The following is a 17551-nucleotide window of genomic DNA, read 5'->3' on the forward strand; positions in this document are numbered from 1 at the left end:
ACGGGGCGGGTGGACGGCGCGGATGGGCAGCCCCACCCTCCTGATCCCATTCCACACCCATCCGCGGCGTCCGTCGCGCCTGTGACACGCGGGGGTCTCACTGGGTGGACGGACACGTCCGGAAAGTGGGTAAAGACGACGACGGCCCTCCCCCGGCGGGAGAGCCTCGCCCGGGCGAGGGCCCGGACAGGCTTCAGACACTCACATGCCGAGTCGATGCAGGTGCTTCGGGTCGCGCTGCCAGTCCCGCGCGACCTTGACCCTGAGATCCAGGTAGACGTCGGTTCCGAGCATCCTTTCGATGCCGGCGCGGGCGTCCTGGCCGATCTTGCGCAGGCGAGCGCCCTTCCTGCCGATGATGATGCCCTTCTGACTGTCCCGCTCGACGTAGAGCGAGGCCCAGACATCCACCAGCGGCCGGTCCTTCGGCCGGTCCTCGCGGGGGGCCATCTCCTCGACCACCACGGCCACGGAGTGCGGCAGCTCGTCCCGGACGTCCTCCAGGGCAGCCTCGCGGATCAGCTCGGCCACCATCACGGCCTCGGGCTCGTCGGTGAGCTCGCCGTCCGGGTAGAGCGGCGGACCCTTCGGCAGCAGGTCGCCGAGGACCGTCTCCACGTCCGCCACCTGCCGGCCCTGCACGGCGGAGACGGGGACGACGGCGCGGAAGCCCTCGCCCTGGTTCTCCGGACCGATCACCTCGTCGCCCAGGGCCGTCACGGCCAGCAGCTGCTCGGCGAGCTGCTGCGGGGAGACCTTGTCCGTCTTCGTCACGATCGCCACCACAGGCGTGCGCCTGAGGTAGCTCAGCTGCTGGGCGATGAACCGGTCGCCCGGGCCGATCGCCTCGTCAGCCGGGATGCACATGCCCACGGCGTCCACCTCGTTGAGGGTCTCCGCCACGAGGTCGTTGAGCCGCTCGCCCAGCAGGGTGCGCGGACGATGCAGGCCGGGAGTGTCCACCAGCACCAGCTGGAACTCGTCCCGGTGCACGATGCCACGGATGGTGTGTCGCGTCGTCTGCGGCTTCGAGGAGGTGATCGCCACCTTCTCCCCCACCAGCGCGTTGGTGAGTGTGGACTTGCCGGCGTTCGGCCGGCCCACCAGGCAGACGAAGCCGGAGCGGAACTCCGGGTCCACCCCGCTGACATCCAGCAGCGGAGCCTCACGATCCTGCCTGCGGTCCCTGCGGCTCATGCATGCTCCTTCGTCGCGGTCTGGCCGGGTTCGGTGTCCTGCTCGTCCTCACGCTGGCGGAAGCGCAGCGGGCGGTCCTCGGTCTCGGTCACGCGAAGCCGGGACACGCGGTTGCGGCGCGGCTCCAGGGACTCGGCGTGCAGGACGATGCCCTGGACGGTCACCTCGGAGCCCTGGATCGGGACGCGGCCCAGGTGCTTGGCCAGCAGGCCGCCGAGGGTGTCCACATCCTCCTCGTCGTCCAGGTCCACGTCGAACTCCTCCGCGAAGTCCGAGACGTTCATGCGAGCGTCCACGAGGTAGACGCCGTCCTCGACCTTCTCCACCTCGGGCTGGTCCTGGCGGTCGTCCTCGTCGTAGATCTCGCCGACGATCTCCTCGATCAGATCCTCCAGCGTCACCAGGCCCGCGGTCCCGCCGTACTCGTCCACCACGATCGCCACGTGGGTGGACTCGCGCTGCAGCTCCTGCAGCAGGGACGCCACGGACTTGGACTCCGGCACGAAGCGCACGTCCCGCATCCGCTCGGACACGCAGGTCTCCGGGTCCACACCGTCCTTGTGCAGGGCGCGGGTGACGTCCTTCAGGTAGAGCATGCCGCGCACGTCGTCCGCGTCCTCCCCGACCGCCGGCACGCGGGAGAAGCCCGAGCGCAGGAACAGCTGCATGGCCTGGCGGAGATTGTGCTCCACGTCGATGGTCACCACGTCCGTGCGCGGCACCATCACGGCGCGCACGAGGGTGTCCCCCATGGTGAAGACGGACTGGATCAGCTCGGCCTCGGAGTCTGCCAGGACGTCCGCGTCGTGGGCCCGGGCCACCACCTCGCGCAGGTGGCGCTCCTGGAAGTCGTCCTCGTCGTCCACCTCGAGCTCAGGGCGGCGGCGGTCCCGTCCCAGCTGGCGGGACAGCGGGCCGAGGGCCCTGGTGAGGCCGCGGACCATGCCGCCGGTGCGCTTGGCCACGGCGGCCTCGTTGCGGGAGCCGATCGGCCGTGGGGACCACACGCCCAGCAGGCCGGCAACCACCACCACCAGCAGCGCCGCGGACAGCAGCGCCGCCCACCAGATGCCGGTGAACTCCACCATCGCGATGGTGATGCAGACGGCGGCCAACGACTCGGTGAGCAGGCGCCAGAAGCGCAGCGAGCCCATGTGCGCCGGCAGCTCGGCCAGCACCTCCAGGGCCGTGGACTTCCCACTGGCGCGGGCGATCTCCTCAGCGTCCTTGCGCGAGAGGTAGGTGAACGCCGACTCCGCCAGGGCCAGCACCCAGGTGAGGATGATGAACAGGACGAAGGCGACGACCAGGATGACGGGAGTGATCACGGCGGTTCGCTCAGTCCTCGGTGGTCGGGGCGGGGGCGGGGCGGCCGAGGACCTCGGCGACGAGGCGGTCCTGCAGCGCGAACATCTCGGCGCGCTCGTCCTGCTCCATGTGGTCGTAGCCGAGCAGGTGGAGCATGCCGTGCGTGAGCAGCAGCATCAGCTCGTCGTCACGGCTGTGGCCGCCGCGGGCCGCCTGTTCGGCGGCCACCTCCGGGCACAGCACCACGTCTCCGAGCACGCCCTCGGACGGGGCGTCCTCGGTGCCGGGGGCGAGCTCGTCCATGGGCAGGCTCATCACATCGGTGGGGCCCTCCAGGTCCATCCACTCCACGTGCAGTTCGGCCATGCGGGCGGCGTCCACCACGGTCACCGCGGTCTCGGCCTGCGGGTGGACGTGCATGCGCGCGTAGACGTGCTTCGCCATGGCGAGCAGGTCCTGTTCCGGCACGTCGATGCCGGACTCGTTCACGATCTCAACGGCCACGGCGGCTCCTTCCGGGCTGGGCGCCGCGGCCGGTCTCCGGGCGCAGGGTGTCGTAGGCGTCCACGATCGCGGTCACCAGCCGATGGCGCACCACGTCCGACGAGTCGAAGCGGACCATCTCGATCCCGTCCACTCCTTCCAGCACCTCCACGGCCTGGGCCAGGCCGGAGGCGGTCCCGCGCGGCAGGTCCACCTGGGAGGTGTCTCCGGTGATGACCATGTGCGCCCCGAAGCCGAGGCGGGTGAGGAACATCTTCATCTGCTCGCCGGTGGTGTTCTGTGCCTCGTCGAGGATCACGAACGCGTCGTTCAGGGTGCGGCCGCGCATGTAGGCCAGCGGAGCCACCTCGATGGTCCCGGCCTCCATCAGCCGCGGGATGGACTCGGGCTCCACCATGTCATGCAGCGCGTCGTAGAGCGGGCGCAGGTAGGGGTCGATCTTCTCGGACAGCCCGCCGGGCAGGTAGCCCAGGTGCTCGCCGGCCTCCACCGCGGGGCGGGTGAGGATGATCCGGTTGACCTCCTTGGCCTGCAGCGCCTGCACGGCCTTGGCCATGGCCAGGTAGGTCTTGCCGGTGCCGGCCGGGCCGATCCCGAACACGATGGTGCAGCCGTCGATGGCGTCCACGTACTCCTGCTGGTTCACGGTCTTCGGCCGGATCGTGCGGCCGCGGCCGGACAGGATGGAGGCGCGGGAGACGGCGGTGGCCGGGGCGCGGCCGCCGCGCACGAGGGTCACCACCTGCTCCATGGTGTCCGCGGTGACGGGGATGTCCTTGTGGGCGATGCCGCGCAGGTCCTCCACGATCCGGCGCACCGCGGCGACCTCGGCGGGCGGGCCGTCCAGCCCGAGCTCCTGGTCCCGGACGGAGACCTCGACCTGCGGGTACACGCCGGCCAGGATCCGCAGCAGGGCGTCCTGGGGTCCGAGCGTGCGGACCATCAGGTCCGAGGACGCGAAGTGGACGCTGTGGTGGCCGGTGGGGACGGTGGGACGGGTCTCGGCGTGAGAGGACGTCACGATGGGGTTCATCACCTCGGGGTTCGCAGGTGCTGTCAGGGGCATGCAGGACGCCTGTGCCGCAGGCGGCAACGTGGCGCGTCCGCTCATTCTACGTGCGTCACCAGCGTCCGAGCAGGTGCTGGAGGACGGCGATGGCGGCCGGTCCCGCCGTGGAGGACCGCAGCACGTTGGGCCCGAGAAGCCGCAGCTGCACGCCGGCGTCCGTGAGCGCATCGAGCTCGCCGGCGGAGATCCCGCCCTCCGGGCCCACCACCAGCACGATCCGCTCCGCCTCGGACCAGTCCGCCGCGTCCGCGGCGGTCAGCCCCTGCGTCGCGTCCTCGTGCAGAACCACGACGACGGTCCCCTCCGTGACGAGGTCCCTCACCGAGGCGCCGGTGACGGTGGGCTCCAAGACGGGAATGCGGGCCCGGCGGGCCTGCTTGGCGGCGGCGTGGAGGGCATCGGCCCACTTCTGCCGGGCCTTGGCCTCCCTGGGGCCGCGCCAGCGCACGATCGCCCGCTCGGACTCCCACGGGACCACGGCGTCCACGCCGAGCTCTGTGGCCGTCTGCACGGCGAGGGTGTCCCGGTCCCCCTTGGCCAGAGCCTGCACGAGCACCAGTTCCGGGCGCTGTGCCGGGACGTCCTCCACCTGGTCCACGGTGACGGTGACCGAGTCCTTCTCCGCCGCGGCCACGGTCCCGTGGGCACGCCGGCCCACGGTGTCGGCCACGAGGATCGGATCCCCCGGTCCCAGGCGCATGGCGCCGGCGGCATGGCGCGCCTCGGCCTCGGTGAGGGTCACGGACGAGCCGGGGCGGCCGTCGTCGAGGACCCCGGGGGCCACGTAGAACAGGTGCGCAGTCACGTCAGAGGTTCTTCAGGTTCTCGCGGATCCGGGCGAACATCGACTTCTGGTGCTTGGCGCCGTGGACGACCTCCTCGCCGCGCAGCTCGGCCAGGCGCTCCATGAGCTCGCGCTGCTCCGAGGTGAGGTCGGTGGGCGTGGCGACGAGGACGTTCACGCGCAGGTCTCCGCGGCCGACGCCGCGCAGTCGACCCACGCCCAGGCCCTTGAGGACCTCCACGTGGCCGGGCTGGGTGCCCTCGGCCAGGGTGACGGTCTGGGGGCCGTCCAGGGTGTCCAGGGTGAGGGTGGTGCCGAGGGCCGCGGCGGCCATCGGGACGGTGACGGTGGTGGACAGGTTGTCACCCTCACGGGCGAAGGTGGCGTCCGGGGCCACGACGATCTCCACGTAGAGGTCGCCGTGGGGACCGCCGCCGGGGCCGGCTTCGCCGCGGCCGGCCAGGTGGATCCGCGTGCCGGTGTCCACGCCGGCCGGGACCTTGATGGTCAGCGGCTTCCGGGCGCGCACACGGCCCTGCCCGTGGCACTCGTGGCACGGGCTCGGCAGGGTGGTGCCCATCCCCTGGCAGCCGGGGCAGGCCTCGGTGGTCATGATCGTGCCCAGCACGGACCGCACCGGGCGCTGGATCATGCCCTGGCCGTGGCAGGTGGAGCAGGTCTCCGGCGAGGTGCCGGGCTCGCAGCAGGAGCCGTTGCAGGCCTCGCACGTCACGGCCGTGTCCACCTGCAGGGTGGTCTCGGCGCCGAACACGGCGTCCTTGAGGGAGATCTGCGCGCGGATCTGCGCGTCCTGCCCGCGGCGGGTGCGGGAGGCCGGGCCGCGCTGGCCGCCGGCGGCGCCCATGAACGTCTCGAAGATGTCCGCGAAGCCGAAGCCCCCGGCGCCCTGGCCGAAGCCACCGAACCCGGCGTTGCCGTTCTCGTTGCCCGTGGAGTCGTAGTTGCGGCGCTTGTCCGGATCGCTGAGGACCTGGAAGGCGTGGGAGATCTGCTTGAACCGGTCCGCAGCCTCCTCGCCCGGGTTCACATCCGGGTGGTACTTGCGGGCCAGCTTCCGGTACGCGCGGCGGATCTCCTCCTGGGAGGCGTCGCGGGACAGGCCGAGCGTCTCGTAGTGGTCGGACACGGTGGGGACTCTTCCTTCCAGAAGACTTCAGATGGGGTTTCGAGGATGCGGTGAGGGGCCGTCGTCGGGACGCGGCGAGGCCCCCCGATGAGGCGGCGACCCTCAGGTGCTGAGGATCCGGGAGAGGTAGCGGGCGATCGCACGGACCGCGGCCATGGTGCCCGGATAGTCCATGCGGGTGGGGCCCACGACCCCGAGCTTGGCGACCGCGCCGGGCCCATAGGAGGCGGCCACCACGGAGGTGTCGGCCAGCGAGCCGGCGTTCTCCGAGCCGATGCGGACCGAGAGGCCGGACACGTCCTGTTCCATCTCCGTGAGCAGCCGCAGCAGCACCACCTGCTCCTCCAGCGCCTCGAGGATGGGGCCGATGGACTGCGGGAAGTCGCCGTGGGTCCGCGCGAGGTTGGCGGTGCCCGCCATGACGATGCGGTCCTGGCGGCCTGCCTCCAGCAGCTGGCGGACGGCGGCGGTGAGCGTGTCCGCCAGCGGACGGTCCTCCGGCGGGACGGACAGCACGGCCGTGTCCAGGACGGCGGAGGCCTGAGCAGGCGTGAGCCCGTCCAGCGACTGCAGCAGGACCTGCTTGAGCGCGGCGAGGGTGGCGTCCGCGGCCTCGTGCTCCGTGGCGACCACACGCTGGTCCACCCGCCCCGTGGAGAGGATGAGGACCACCAGCACGCGGGCCGGCGCCAGGGAGACCAGCTCCAGGTGCCGCACGGTGGAGCCGTCCTCATGGGGGAACTGTGCGATGGCCACCTGCTGGGTCAGCTGCGCCAGCAGCCGGACCGCGTTGTCCATCATCTGCTCCATGTCCGCCTCCGGCTCCAGCAGCGCCTTGACGGCACGGCGCTCGGCGGCGGACAGGGGCTTCACCTCGGAGAGGCGGTCCACGAACACGCGGTAGCCCTTGTCCGTGGGGATGCGGCCGGCCGAGGTGTGCGGAGCCATGATGAGGCCCTCCTCCTCCAGGGCCGCCATGTCGTTGCGGACCGTGGCCGAGGAGACGCCCAGGCCGTGACGCTCCACCAGCGCCTTCGAGCCGACCGGCTCGCGCAGGGCGACATAGTCCTCCACGATGGCCTGCAGCACCTGCATGCGGCGCGGCTGTTCGCTCATCGGGACCGGACTCCTCTCCTGATCGGGTGGGCTCGGGGTGCAGGCGCCTGGTGCCTCGGCATGGCCGACCGGCTGGCACTCTCCGGGTTCAAGTGCTGATCCTACGGCGATCCGGCTGCGAGTTCACGGCGCGTCGGCGCGGGTTCGCTCACAGCGGGCAGTGACGTGGCTAGGGTCTGCAGGCATGGACTGGAGCAGCTGGGGACCCGGACCCGCCGACGCGCTGAAGCGACCCGCCGGCACGCGGGCCAAGACCGTCGGCGCCGCGCCGGGCACCGTGGTGGAGGACGTCGCCACCGGATTCGTCGGAGCCGTGCTTCGTGTGGAGCGCGCCGGCGGCGTGCACGTGGTGGTGCTGGAGGACCGCCACGGGAAGACCAGGTCCTTCCCGCTGGGCGGCGGCTTCTGGATCGACGGCGAACCCGTGACGCTCGTGCCGGAAGCCCGTGCCAACGGGCCGGCGAAGAGGACCGCGCAGCGCACCGCATCCGGATCGGTGCGCGTGGGGAACAGCCGGGCGCGCACGGCGCGGGCGTCGCGCATCTGGGTCGAGGGCGCGCACGATGCCGAGCTGGTGGAGAAGGTCTGGGGCGAGGACCTCCGCCACGAGGGCATCGTGGTGGAGCCCCTGCACGGCGTGGACGACCTCGCCGGGGCCATCGCCGACTTCGGGCCGTCCGGCCGGCGCCGCCTGGGCATCCTGGTGGACCACCTGGTGCCCGGCTCCAAGGAGGAGCGCATCGCCGCCGATGCGATGCGGACGCCCGGAGCGGCCGGCAACGTGCTGATCCTCGGCCACCCCTACGTGGATGTCTGGCAGGTCATCAAGCCACAGGTCATCGGCATCCAGGCCTGGCCCGTGGTGCCCAAGGGGCAGGACTGGAAGACCGGCATCCTCAAGGCACTGGGCTGGCCGCACCGCACCAAGGAGGACGTGGGCCTGGGCTGGAAGCGGCTGCTGGCCCAGGTCCGCACCTACGCCGACCTCGAGCCCTCTCTGCTGGGACGTGTGGAGGAACTCATCGACTTCCTCACCGAGCCCGGGACCGCCTGAGCGATAGACTGACGCAGAATCGGCCCCTGACCGCGGGGCGCCCGGCCGGCAGACAGGGGCGCACCGTCGGTCTCCGGCCAGCCCCCGACCCTTCGAGGAGTACCGTGGCGAAGCCCGACCGCAGCGCACCCCGACGCGTCCCCGAGCCTGCTGCCGAGCAGGGCCCGGCCAGCGGCGCGGAGCAGGCGGAGACCGCAGCGGCGGGCTCGGCCCCTCAGCCGGACCGCGCCCCCAGCGGCCGCGTCCGCCCCAAGCCCGCCTCCGCCCGCCACGCCGCAGGCCCTGCCGCCGCCGAGGACTCCCGACGGGCCACGCCCGAGGCACCGGCGCCCAAGCACGCCGCTGCCGTGGCCGGTGGCGGCACTGCCGTGAAGACCAAGACCGAGGCTCCAGACGAGCCGCGCCCCGCCCGTCCCGTGCGCCCGGCCAAGAAGCAGCGGGCCGCCCGCCGTCCGTCGTGGGTGGAGGCCTCCTCCGGCCCCGGCGCCCCGCTGACCGCCAAGCAGGACCGTGAGCGGGCGACCCTGGCTCACTTCGGCGTGGCCGTCGGCTTCATGGTCCCGCTGGCCGTCTGGCTGCTCTACCGTGACCGCGGCCCCTTCACCGCTCAGGAGGCCAAGGAGGCGCTGAACTTCTCCGTCCCGCCGACCCTGCTCATGGGCGTGTTCTTCTTCCTCGGCCAGCTGCCCGTCCTGGGCCCGGTGTTCGCCGTCATCGGTGCGCTGCTCTGGATGGTCATGGCCTTCTACGGCATCCTCGGCGGCTCCCAGGTGAACAAGGGCCGCCCCTACAGGTACCCGTTCAACCTGCGCATCCTGCGCTGACCGAGCCTGCCAGAGACGAACGGCGCCCGCCTGAGGCGTTATGGGGATGCACCACGGCCCCGGCGTTGTGGGGATGCACCACGGCCCCGGCCTTGTGGGGATGCAACACGGCCACGTTCTTCGATCTCAACACCGTGTCTTGCCCCCACGACGCCGGGGCGGGGCGGGTGGGACCTTGCCTCACATCGCAGGGCCGGGCGGGGGCGGCGACTCGCTCGCTCAGAAGCCGGCGAGCTCGCGCACGATGTGGTCGTTGCGCAGCCGCCCCTGCAGGGTCGGAACGATCCGGCCGGCCTGGGCCAGGCCGCCGTCGATCAGGCCCGCGGCGATCAGCTGCGGGATGCGGGCACGGGCGGCCGCTCCCCCGTCCTCGGCCTGCTCCAGCACCCGCACGTCCAGGCCCTCGACCATGCGGACGTGGAGCATGATCTGCTCCAGCAGGCGTGCCTCGGCGTCCGGCACCTCGCGTCCCACGGCCGGGGTCACCCCGGTGGCCAGGCGCTGCGCGTAGGCCGCCGGGTGCTTGGCGTTCCAGAACCGGACGCCGGCCACGTGCGAGTGGGAGCCGGGGCCGATGCCCCACCAGTCCATGTCTCGCCAATAGGCCACGTTGTGCTCCGCGCGGTGTGCCCCGGTCTCTTGCGGGTCGTGCGCCCAGTTGGAGACCTCGTACCAGCGGAAGCCGGCAGCCTCCAGCAGCTCGTCCGCCAGCAGGTACTTGTCCGCCTGGTCGTCCGGGTCCACGTCGGCCACCTGGCCGCGCGCCACCTGTGCGCCGAACTTGGTGCCCTCCTCCACGATCAGCGAGTAGGCGCTGATGTGGTCCGGGCGGCAGGCGATCGCTGTCTCCACGGTGGTCCGCCAGTCCCCGAGCGACTCCCCCGGCGTGCCGTAGATCAGGTCCAGGGACACGTCCAGCCCGGCGGCGCGTGCAGCATCCACGGCGGCCGGGATGTTCTCCGGCCGGTGGGTGCGCTCGAGCGTGGCCAGCACGTGCGGGACCGCCGACTGCATCCCCACGGACACGCGGGTCACTCCCCCGGCGGCCAGCTCACGCAGATAGGCCTCGTCGACGGTGTCGGGATTGGCCTCCACCGTCACCTCGGCGCCCTCCACCATCCCAAACGCCTCGCGCGCGGCGTCCAGGATCCGCACCAGGTGCGCCGCCGGCAGCAGCGTCGGCGTGCCACCGCCGAAGAACACGGTGTGCAACGGCCTTGCCGGCACCCCGGAGTCCTCCAGCGCCCTGCGTGCGAACCCCACCTCCGCCAGGGCCGTGTCCACGTAGTCGTCGCGCGAGGCGCCGGGGCCGAGGTCCGGGGCGGTGTACGTGTTGAAGTCGCAGTAGCCGCAGCGCACCGTGCAGAAGGGCACGTGCACGTACAGGCTGAAGGTCCTCGGTACGCCCGCGGCGAGGGACCGGCGGACCGCCTCCCCGCACGAGGAGGGGAGGCGTCCGTCGTCGGGGACGGGGTCACCGAGCGGCAGGACGGCGGGCACGCGTTACTTCTTGCCCTTGTCCGCGGACGAGGAGTCCGAGGACAGCGCGGCGATGAACGCCTCCTGCGGGACCTCCACGGTGCCCACCATCTTCATGCGCTTCTTGCCCTCCTTCTGCTTCTCCAGCAGCTTGCGCTTGCGGGAGATGTCGCCGCCGTAGCACTTGGAGAGCACGTCCTTGCGGATCGCGCGGATGTTCTCACGGGCGATGATGCGCGAGCCGATGGCCGCCTGGATCGGCACCTCGAACTGCTGCCGCGGGATGAGCTCCTTGAGCTTCGCGGTCATCATGGTGCCGTAGGAGTAGGCGAAGTCGCGGTGGGTGATCGCGGAGAACGCGTCCACCTGGTCGCCCTGCAGGAGGATGTCCACCTTGACCAGGTCCGCGGCCTGGTCGCCGTCCGCTCCCCAGTTCAGGGAGGCGTAGCCCTTGGTGCGGGACTTCAGGGAGTCGAAGAAGTCGAACACGATCTCCGCCAGCGGGATGCGGTAGCGGATCTCCACGCGCTCCTCGGACAGGTAGTCCATGCCCTGCAGGTGGCCGCGCTTGGACTGGCACAGCTCCATGACGGCGCCGATGAACTCGGCCGGCACGATGATCGTCGCCGCGGCCATGGGCTCACGGACCTCGTGGATCTTGCCCTCCGGGAACTCGGACGGGTTGGTCACCTCCACCACGGTGCGGTCCTCGGTGGTGACCTGGTAGACCACGTTCGGCATGGTGGAGATCAGGTCCAGGTCGAACTCGCGCTCCAGCCGCTCGCGGACGATCTCCAGGTGCAGCAGGCCCAGGAAGCCCACACGGAAGCCGAAGCCGAGCGCCACAGACGTCTCGGGCTCGTAGTTCAGGGCGGCATCGTTGAGCTTGAGCTTGTCCAGCGCGTCGCGCAGCACCGGGTAGTCGGAGCCGTCGATGGGATAGAGGCCGGAGAACACCATCGGCTGCGGGTCCCGGTAGCCGCCGATCTCCTGCTCGGCCGGGTCCGACTCCAGGGTGACGGTGTCGCCCACCTTGGACTGGCGCACGTCCTTCACACCGGTGATGAGGTAGCCCACCTCGCCGACACCGAGGCCTTCGGTCGGCTGCGGCTCAGGGGAGGACACGCCGATCTCCAGCAGCTCGTGGGCGGCACCGGTGGACATCATGCGGATCTTCTCGCGCGGGGTCAGCCTGCCGTCCACCACGCGCACATAGGTGACCACGCCGCGGTAGGTGTCGTAGACCGAGTCGAAGATCATGGCGCGGGCCGGTGCATCCGCCTGACCCACGGGGGCCGGCAGGGACGTCACCACCCGGTCCAGCAGCTCGGGCACGCCCACGCCGGTCTTGCCGGAGACCCGCAGCACATCCTCCGGCTCGCAGCCGATCAGCTGGGCGAGCTCCGCGGCATAGCGGTCCGGGTCGGCGGCAGGCAGGTCGATCTTGTTCAGCACCGGGATGATCTCGAGCTCGTGCTCCATGGCCAGGTACAGGTTGGCCAGGGTCTGCGCCTCGATGCCCTGGGCGGCGTCCACCAGCAGGATCGCCCCCTCGCAGGAGGCCAGGGAGCGGGACACCTCGTAGCTGAAGTCCACGTGGCCGGGCGTGTCGATCATGTTCAGCGCGTAGTCGACGCCGTCGACCTCCCACGGCATGCGCACGGCCTGCGACTTGATGGTGATGCCGCGCTCCCGCTCGATGTCCATGCGGTCCAGGTACTGCGCCTTCATGTCGCGCGGCTGGACCACACCGGTGCACTGCAGCATGCGGTCGGCCAGGGTGGACTTGCCGTGGTCGATGTGCGCGATGATGCAGAAGTTGCGGATCACCGAGGGATCGGTACGCGAGGGCACGGGCGGGTTAGACGCCAGAGGCGACACAGGGCACTTCCTTCACGAGCGGAACCAGGATCAACCGCCCATTCTTCCATGTGCGGAGTCGGTAGGCTCGCTTCCATGGGAATCGACCTCATGCGAGCCGTCACCCTCGCCCGCCGAATCTACCGCACCGTCCAGCAGCGCGGGCGAGCCGACGGCGGACGCCGGCAGGGCCCGGACCCACGCGGGACGGCCCCGCTCCCCGTCGGCGCGGCGCCGGCACGCAGAGTCAACGCGGCACCGGCGCGCAGACCGATCAGCAGCGCGTGTCCCGCTACCCGGGCGACTTCACCGGGCGCACCCGCGTGGAGTATGCGCCGGTCCCCGGCCCGCAGGCCGGCCCCGGAGAGGTCGTGTGGACCTGGGTCCCGTTCGAGGAGCTGGACGGCCGCGGCAAGGACCGCCCCGTCCTGATCGTGGGCCACGACGACGGCCACCTCCTCGGCCTGATGCTCACCTCCAAGGACCGCAACAACGACCACGTCTCCGACCCGGACTACGTGGACATCGGCTCCGGCGCGTGGGACTCGAAGGGGCGCCCGTCCGAGGCCAAGCTGGACCGCATCGTCCGCGTGGACCCGCGGGACGTCCGCCGCGAGGGCGGCGTGCTGGACCGCTCACGGTTCGACGCCGTCGCACAGGCGCTGGCCGACCGCCGGGGCTGGAGCCGCTGACATGTCTGACCGGACGAGGCCCGGTGAGCATGCCGGCGGCGAGTGCCGTCGTCGGCGGGTGCCGTCGTCGGGAGGCGTGAGGGGACACGCAGGAATCTGTGACACGCAGCGGGCCCGGTTCCGCCCGATGTCCATTGGCTGGTAAGGTAGTGGTCATTGTGTCCGGTCGGTCGACGGACACCCTCGGGGCGGAGAACCAAGGCACTCCCCACGCCGCTCAGTCGCCGCACCCGAGATGCCCTCTACGACCCCTGTACAGACGGTGCGGCCACGAGCCGGCACCGACAACATGAAGGACCTGATTTGGCTAACATCAAGTCTCAGAAGAAGCGCATTCTCACCAACGAGAAGGCCCGCCAGCGCAACGTCGCGGTGAAGTCTGCTCTGAAGTCGGCGGTCCGCTCTGTGGACCAGGCCGTCGCCGCCGGTGACAAGGCCGCCGCCGGGGAGGCGCTCAAGGTCGCCTCCCGCAAGCTGGACAAGGCCGCGTCCAAGGGCATCATCCACAAGAACCAGGCCGCGAACCGCAAGTCCGGCATCGCCGCACGCGTGAACGGCATGGACGCCTGAGCTGCTGAAGCTTCATACGAAGGCCCCGTCACCGGTTGGTGACGGGGCCTTCGTGTCTCTGGCTCAGTCACCGGCTCCGTCATCTCGACGACGCCGCCTCCTGCCTCCGGAGGGTGAGGTACCGGGGAGGCCAGCTCTGGAGGGTGAGGTACCGGGGAGCCCAGCCTGCACCGCAGGAAACTCTCTGCTCCTCTCAAGTGAGGGCGCCCCTCTCAAGTGAGGGCTCAACACGGCCTCCTGAAGCGATCTCACCACCGTGTTGTATCCCCACGATGCAGAACTGGGGGCTGCACTGGCCGGCTCAGCGGCGGGTGCCGGTGGAGACGCGGATCACCGCGCGCTCGACGGCGAAGTCCGGGTTGCGGGAGCCGCCCTTGACCTCGGCATCGGCCTGGGCGATCCACTCCACCGCGTGCGCGATCCCGGCGGGGCTCCAGTGGCGGGCGGCCTGCTGGATGAACTTCATCTGGAACGGGGCCACACCAAGAGCGGCGGCGAGCTCGTTCGGGGCGTCCCGGGAGTCGATGACGCGGGCGACCTGACGGGCCTTCATGGCCAGCGCCGTGGTCAGCATCACCGGGTGGACGCCGGTGGCCAGGGCGTGCCTGGTCAGCGCGACGGCGCGGGCGGCATGCCCCTCCAGCGCGGCATCGGCCACGGCGAAGCTGGTGGCCTCCACGCGGCCGCCGTAGTACTGGTCCACCACCTGCCTGGTCACCGCGCCCTCGGTGTCCGCGAGCAGCTGGTGGCAGGCGGAGGCCAGGTCGGTGAGCGAGGCGCCGGTGGCCTGCACGAGCGCACGGGCGGCCTCCTCGTCGATGCGGCGTCGGTGGTCCTTGAACTCGGCGTAGACGAAGGCGATCTTGTCCTCGTCCTTCTTCAGCGCCGCACACTCCACCACGGTGCCCACCGTCGCGACGGCGTCCAGCAGTTTCTTGCCGCGGTTGCCGCCGGTGTGGCGGAGGACCACGGTGACGTCGACGGCCGGCGGGCCGGAGGTCACCAGGTCCAGGGCGTCCGTGAGGAACGCGTCGTTCATGGACTCCAGGCCTTCGGCGATGATCAGCGTGGGCTCGGCGAACAGGGAGGGGCTCGCGGCCATGGCCAGCTGGCCAGGCTGGTACTCGGCGGCGCGGAAGCGGTGGGTCTCGATGGCCTCGTGGCGCTGCTTGAGCCCCTTCACCACCTGGTCGGTGACCCAGCGGGCGGCGTAGTCCTCGGGGCCCTTGAGCAGCATCAGCGGCCCGGGCCGGGCCTGGCGCCAGGCCAGCGGGTTCGCGGCGGCGCGAGACCGGGCGGTGCGGGAGGAGCGGGCTGCGGCCATGCGGTCCATCCTACGGGTCATCGGCCCCCGCCCTCCGGCCCTGTGCTCAGCGCGTGGAAGCGCAGCCGCGCCGTGGTCTGCGCCACCGCCGGGCTCGTCCCGTCGTCGACGGGGTGCTCCGGGGCCCCCGCGGTGCCCGCCTCGAGGCTCACGACGACGGTCCCCGCCTCGTCCGTGCGCAGCACCGCTCCCAGCGGGGCCAGGACCTGCAGGGTCTGCGGGTGCGGGTGGCCGTAGGAGTTCTCCCGTCCGGCGGAGACCACGTAGGCGTCGGCATCGACGGCCCGGGGCAGGGCGGCCCCGCCGTTGCGGGCGCCGTGGTGGGCGACGGAGTACAGGTGCGCGTGCGCCGGCGGCGCCGCGGCATCCTCATGCCGTCCGGCGATCCAGGCGTCGGCGGCATCCTGCTCGATGTCCCCGGTGAAGAAGACGCGCAGCGGACCGCGGCCGGTCTGCACGGTGGCGAGGATCTGGGCGGAGGCGTCGTTCTCCGTGGCGGCGTCCTCATCTGCGAGCAGCACCTGCCAGGTCACGTCTCCGGAGCTCTCCCGGTCTCCGGTGCGCAGGCGGCGGGAGCCCGGTGGCGGATCGGTGCCTGCCTCCTCACCGGCCGCGGCGGGCAGCCCGAGGCCCCGGACGCCCTCGCCGCGTGTGGCATGGCGCAGGGCGGGTGCTCCCAGGGCGATGGCGGCGTCCAGTCCCCCGGTGTGGTCGGCGTGCAGGTGGGTGAGGAGCACGGCGTCCACCCGCGCGATGCCGAGCGCCTCCAGGCAGGCTGCCGCCGGCTCCGGCTCGGGACCGACGTCCACCACCACGGCACGTTCGGGGCCGCTGCGCAACACGGCCATGTCGCCCTGGCCCACATCGCAGAACGCCACCGCCCAGTCTGCGGGAGCCTGACCGGCGGGGGCGGGCAGGACCACGGCGGAGTAGCCGCCGGCCCCCGAGGCGATGAGCACGGCGACGAGCACACCGGACACGGTCAGCCTCCCACCCCGCCGGGGAGCGGAGAGGCCCTGCCTGCGCACGGGGGCGTGCCGCCGTCGTTCGGTCAGGAGCAGGACGGCGTACAGGGCGGCAGTCGCGGCCACGGTGAGGACTGCGAGGACGAGGCCGAGACCGCCCTCGGGCCAGGGCCTGAGCGCGCCGGGCAGCCCGGCACAGACGTGGGCGACCAGACCGATGTAGGCGGCCGGGAACTGGATCACCCAGACGAGGGCCGCCGAGACGGGCGGCAGCGCCAGGACGAGCCCTGCGGCCGCGGTGCCGAGCACGGTGATCGGAGCCACGGCCGGTGCGGCAAGCATGTTCGCCGGAATCGCGTAGGCGGAGACGGTGCCGGTCATGGCGAGCAGGATCGGCTGACACGCCAGGTGGGCACAGGTGGTGACGGCGAGGGTGACCGAGAGCCAGCGGGCGGCCCAGCCCGGCAGGACATGGCCGAAGAAGCGGTAGAGGTGTGCCTCCGCCGGCCGCGCGCCGAGGATGATGCCGGCCGTGGCCGCGACGGACAGCTGGAGCGCCGGCTCCGTCGCCAGCCCCGGCACGGCGACGACCACCGCCGTCCCAGCCAGGCAGAGCAGCGTGAACGCATGACGTGAGCGCCCGCCGAACAGCGCCAGGGCCCCGAGTCCGCCCATGACCGCCGCGCGCAGCACCGACGGCTCGGGCCCGACGATCACCACGAACACGACCAGCGTTGCGATGACCGCGGCGAACACGGCCGTCCGGTTCACGCGCAGCAGGCGGAGCAGGCCGGTGACGGCGCCCGCCAGAAGAGCACAGTTCGCACCGGAGACGGCGCTCAGGTGACTCAGCCCGGCGTCCTTCATCGCCTGGTCGGTCTCCGGGCTCTGGGCGCTGCGGTCACCCAGGACGAGGCCGGGGATCAGCTCGCCGGCGGTGCCGAGGGTGCCGTCGGCCTGGTCCCGGAAGGCGGCACGCAGGCGCTCTCGGCCGCCGCCGGCGTCAGGCGACACGACGCCGTCCCCGCCGTGGGCGGCCGGGCGGGAGCCGGGGCGCTCGCCGTCGGGGTTCTCACGGACACAGGGGGCCGGGCGGGGGTCGGCGGTGGCGCGCAGGAACACGGTGCCGTCCTCACGCCGCGGTTCGACCACCGCGCAGACGGACTCCCCCGGTGCGGCCTCCAGCCAGCCCTCTGGCCCGGTGAGCACGGCGGAGGTGGTCTCCGCCATGCCCTGCTGGTCCGGTCCGAAGGCGGTGACGTCCACGGTGACCGCAGCACGCCGGGCACCGTAGGCGGAGGCGAGCTCCCGCGGGTCTGTGCTGATCTGCAGGGCCACGCGCACGGGCTGCTCGGCCTGCAGGGTCTGCGCCCAGCCGATGCGCTCCTCCTCTCCCACGCGCAGCGCCACCGACTGCGAGACCAGCGCTCCGACGGCCGCCGCCACCGCGAGGGCCCCGGCCGCCGTCCGCGTCCCCGCAGCCGCTCCACGCTCCCGCGTCCCCGCAGCCGCCCCACGCTCCCGCGCCGCCGCAGCCGCCCCCCGCTCCTGCGGCGTCGCTGGCGGCACGGCAGTCCTCGCACGACCCCTCAGCCCGACCGCCGTCACCGCCGCGGCGATCGCGACCGCCACCAGCCCGACAGAGACCAGCGTGGTCC

15 protein-coding genes are annotated in these 17551 nt (G+C 72.0%); 4 read left to right on the forward strand and 11 right to left on the reverse strand.

What is annotated here, in order from left to right; genetic code table 11:
* Positions 1–201 precede the first annotated feature (201 nt).
* The 7 genes from era to hrcA all read right to left on the reverse strand — a co-directional run bounded on the left by era (position 202) and on the right by hrcA (position 7125).
* Entirely contained in the window at positions 202–1197 is a 996-nt protein-coding gene (gene era / locus CEQ11_RS08195; RefSeq protein WP_102957510.1) for a GTPase Era, read from the reverse strand.
* Positions 1194–2525, reverse strand: a complete 1332-nt coding sequence (locus CEQ11_RS08200; protein WP_088478289.1) for a hemolysin family protein — start codon at positions 2523–2525, stop codon at positions 1194–1196. The genes era and CEQ11_RS08200 overlap by 4 nt, the downstream gene beginning before the upstream one ends.
* Positions 2526–2535: 10 nt before the next feature.
* Positions 2536–3009 (reverse strand): rRNA maturation RNase YbeY, encoded by a 474-nt coding sequence (gene ybeY / locus CEQ11_RS08205; protein ID WP_067191912.1) that lies wholly within the window; start codon positions 3007–3009, stop codon positions 2536–2538.
* Positions 2999–4069, reverse strand: coding sequence for a PhoH family protein (locus CEQ11_RS08210; RefSeq protein WP_088478984.1), 1071 nt, complete (start codon positions 4067–4069; stop codon positions 2999–3001). Before CEQ11_RS08210 ends, ybeY begins: the two co-directional genes overlap by 11 nt.
* Positions 4070–4130: 61 nt before the next feature.
* Positions 4131–4883, reverse strand: a complete 753-nt coding sequence (locus CEQ11_RS08215) for a 16S rRNA (uracil(1498)-N(3))-methyltransferase (protein ID WP_088478290.1) — start codon at positions 4881–4883, stop codon at positions 4131–4133.
* Between the two features lies 1 nt (position 4884).
* Positions 4885–6009 (reverse strand): molecular chaperone DnaJ, encoded by a 1125-nt coding sequence (gene dnaJ / locus CEQ11_RS08220; protein ID WP_088478291.1) that lies wholly within the window; start codon positions 6007–6009, stop codon positions 4885–4887.
* A gap of 102 nt (positions 6010–6111) precedes the next feature.
* Positions 6112–7125 carry a heat-inducible transcriptional repressor HrcA gene (gene hrcA / locus CEQ11_RS08225; RefSeq protein ID WP_088478292.1) on the reverse strand — a complete coding sequence of 338 codons (1014 nt, stop codon included), beginning with the start codon at positions 7123–7125 and terminating at the stop codon, positions 6112–6114.
* 184 nt (positions 7126–7309) lie between these two features.
* Here hrcA and CEQ11_RS08230 point away from each other — a divergent pair, with 184 nt between their 5' ends.
* Positions 7310–8179, forward strand: a complete 870-nt coding sequence (locus CEQ11_RS08230; protein ID WP_088478293.1) for a DUF3097 domain-containing protein — start codon at positions 7310–7312, stop codon at positions 8177–8179.
* Between the two features lie 104 nt (positions 8180–8283).
* The gene (locus CEQ11_RS13155) at positions 8284–9003 is read left to right on the forward strand and encodes a DUF4870 domain-containing protein (protein ID WP_227718809.1); all 720 of its coding nucleotides are present in this window, start codon (positions 8284–8286) and stop codon (positions 9001–9003) included.
* 219 nt (positions 9004–9222) lie between these two features.
* On the opposite strand, the gene hemW is transcribed toward CEQ11_RS13155, so the two are convergent.
* Together hemW and lepA are read right to left on the reverse strand one after the other, a co-directional pair.
* Positions 9223–10503 (reverse strand): radical SAM family heme chaperone HemW, encoded by a 1281-nt coding sequence (gene hemW, locus CEQ11_RS08240; RefSeq protein WP_088478294.1) that lies wholly within the window; start codon positions 10501–10503, stop codon positions 9223–9225.
* Between the two features lie 3 nt (positions 10504–10506).
* The gene (lepA, locus tag CEQ11_RS08245; protein WP_067191615.1) at positions 10507–12363 is read right to left on the reverse strand and encodes a translation elongation factor 4; all 1857 of its coding nucleotides are present in this window, start codon (positions 12361–12363) and stop codon (positions 10507–10509) included.
* A gap of 263 nt (positions 12364–12626) precedes the next feature.
* Here lepA and CEQ11_RS08250 point away from each other — a divergent pair, with 263 nt between their 5' ends.
* Both CEQ11_RS08250 and rpsT read left to right on the forward strand, forming a co-directional pair.
* Positions 12627–13034 (forward strand): type II toxin-antitoxin system PemK/MazF family toxin, encoded by a 408-nt coding sequence (locus tag CEQ11_RS08250; RefSeq protein ID WP_193763009.1) that lies wholly within the window; start codon positions 12627–12629, stop codon positions 13032–13034.
* A 303-nt stretch (positions 13035–13337) separates the two neighbouring features.
* Entirely contained in the window at positions 13338–13604 is a 267-nt protein-coding gene (rpsT, locus tag CEQ11_RS08255; protein ID WP_067191612.1) for a 30S ribosomal protein S20, read from the forward strand.
* A 301-nt stretch (positions 13605–13905) separates the two neighbouring features.
* Here rpsT and holA read toward each other — a convergent pair whose 3' ends face one another.
* Together holA and CEQ11_RS08265 are read right to left on the reverse strand one after the other, a co-directional pair.
* Positions 13906–14928: a DNA polymerase III subunit delta gene (gene holA, locus CEQ11_RS08260; protein ID WP_088478985.1), complete on the reverse strand. Its 1023-nt coding sequence runs from the start codon at positions 14926–14928 to the stop codon at positions 13906–13908.
* A 17-nt stretch (positions 14929–14945) separates the two neighbouring features.
* Complete coding sequence (locus tag CEQ11_RS08265) at positions 14946–17291, reverse strand: ComEC/Rec2 family competence protein (protein ID WP_127913479.1); 2346 nt, start codon at positions 17289–17291, stop codon at positions 14946–14948.
* Between the last annotated feature and the right edge of the window lie 260 nt (positions 17292–17551).

Source organism: Micrococcus sp. FDAARGOS_333 (genome assembly GCF_002206575.2).
Classification (GTDB): Bacteria; Actinomycetota; Actinomycetes; order Actinomycetales; family Micrococcaceae; genus Micrococcus; species Micrococcus lylae.

Bases quoted from the DNA above. Each gene is read 5' to 3' on its own strand.
- hrcA (WP_088478292.1), bottom strand. From the start codon at position 7,125: ATGAGCGAACAGCCGCGCCGCATGCAGGTGCTGCAGGCCATCGTGGAG.
- era (WP_102957510.1), bottom strand. From the start codon at position 1,197: ATGAGCCGCAGGGACCGCAGGCAGGATCGTGAGGCTCCGCTGCTGGAT.
- CEQ11_RS08230 (WP_088478293.1), top strand. From the start codon at position 7,310: ATGGACTGGAGCAGCTGGGGACCCGGACCCGCCGACGCGCTGAAGCGA.
- holA (WP_088478985.1), bottom strand. From the start codon at position 14,928: ATGGCCGCAGCCCGCTCCTCCCGCACCGCCCGGTCTCGCGCCGCCGCG.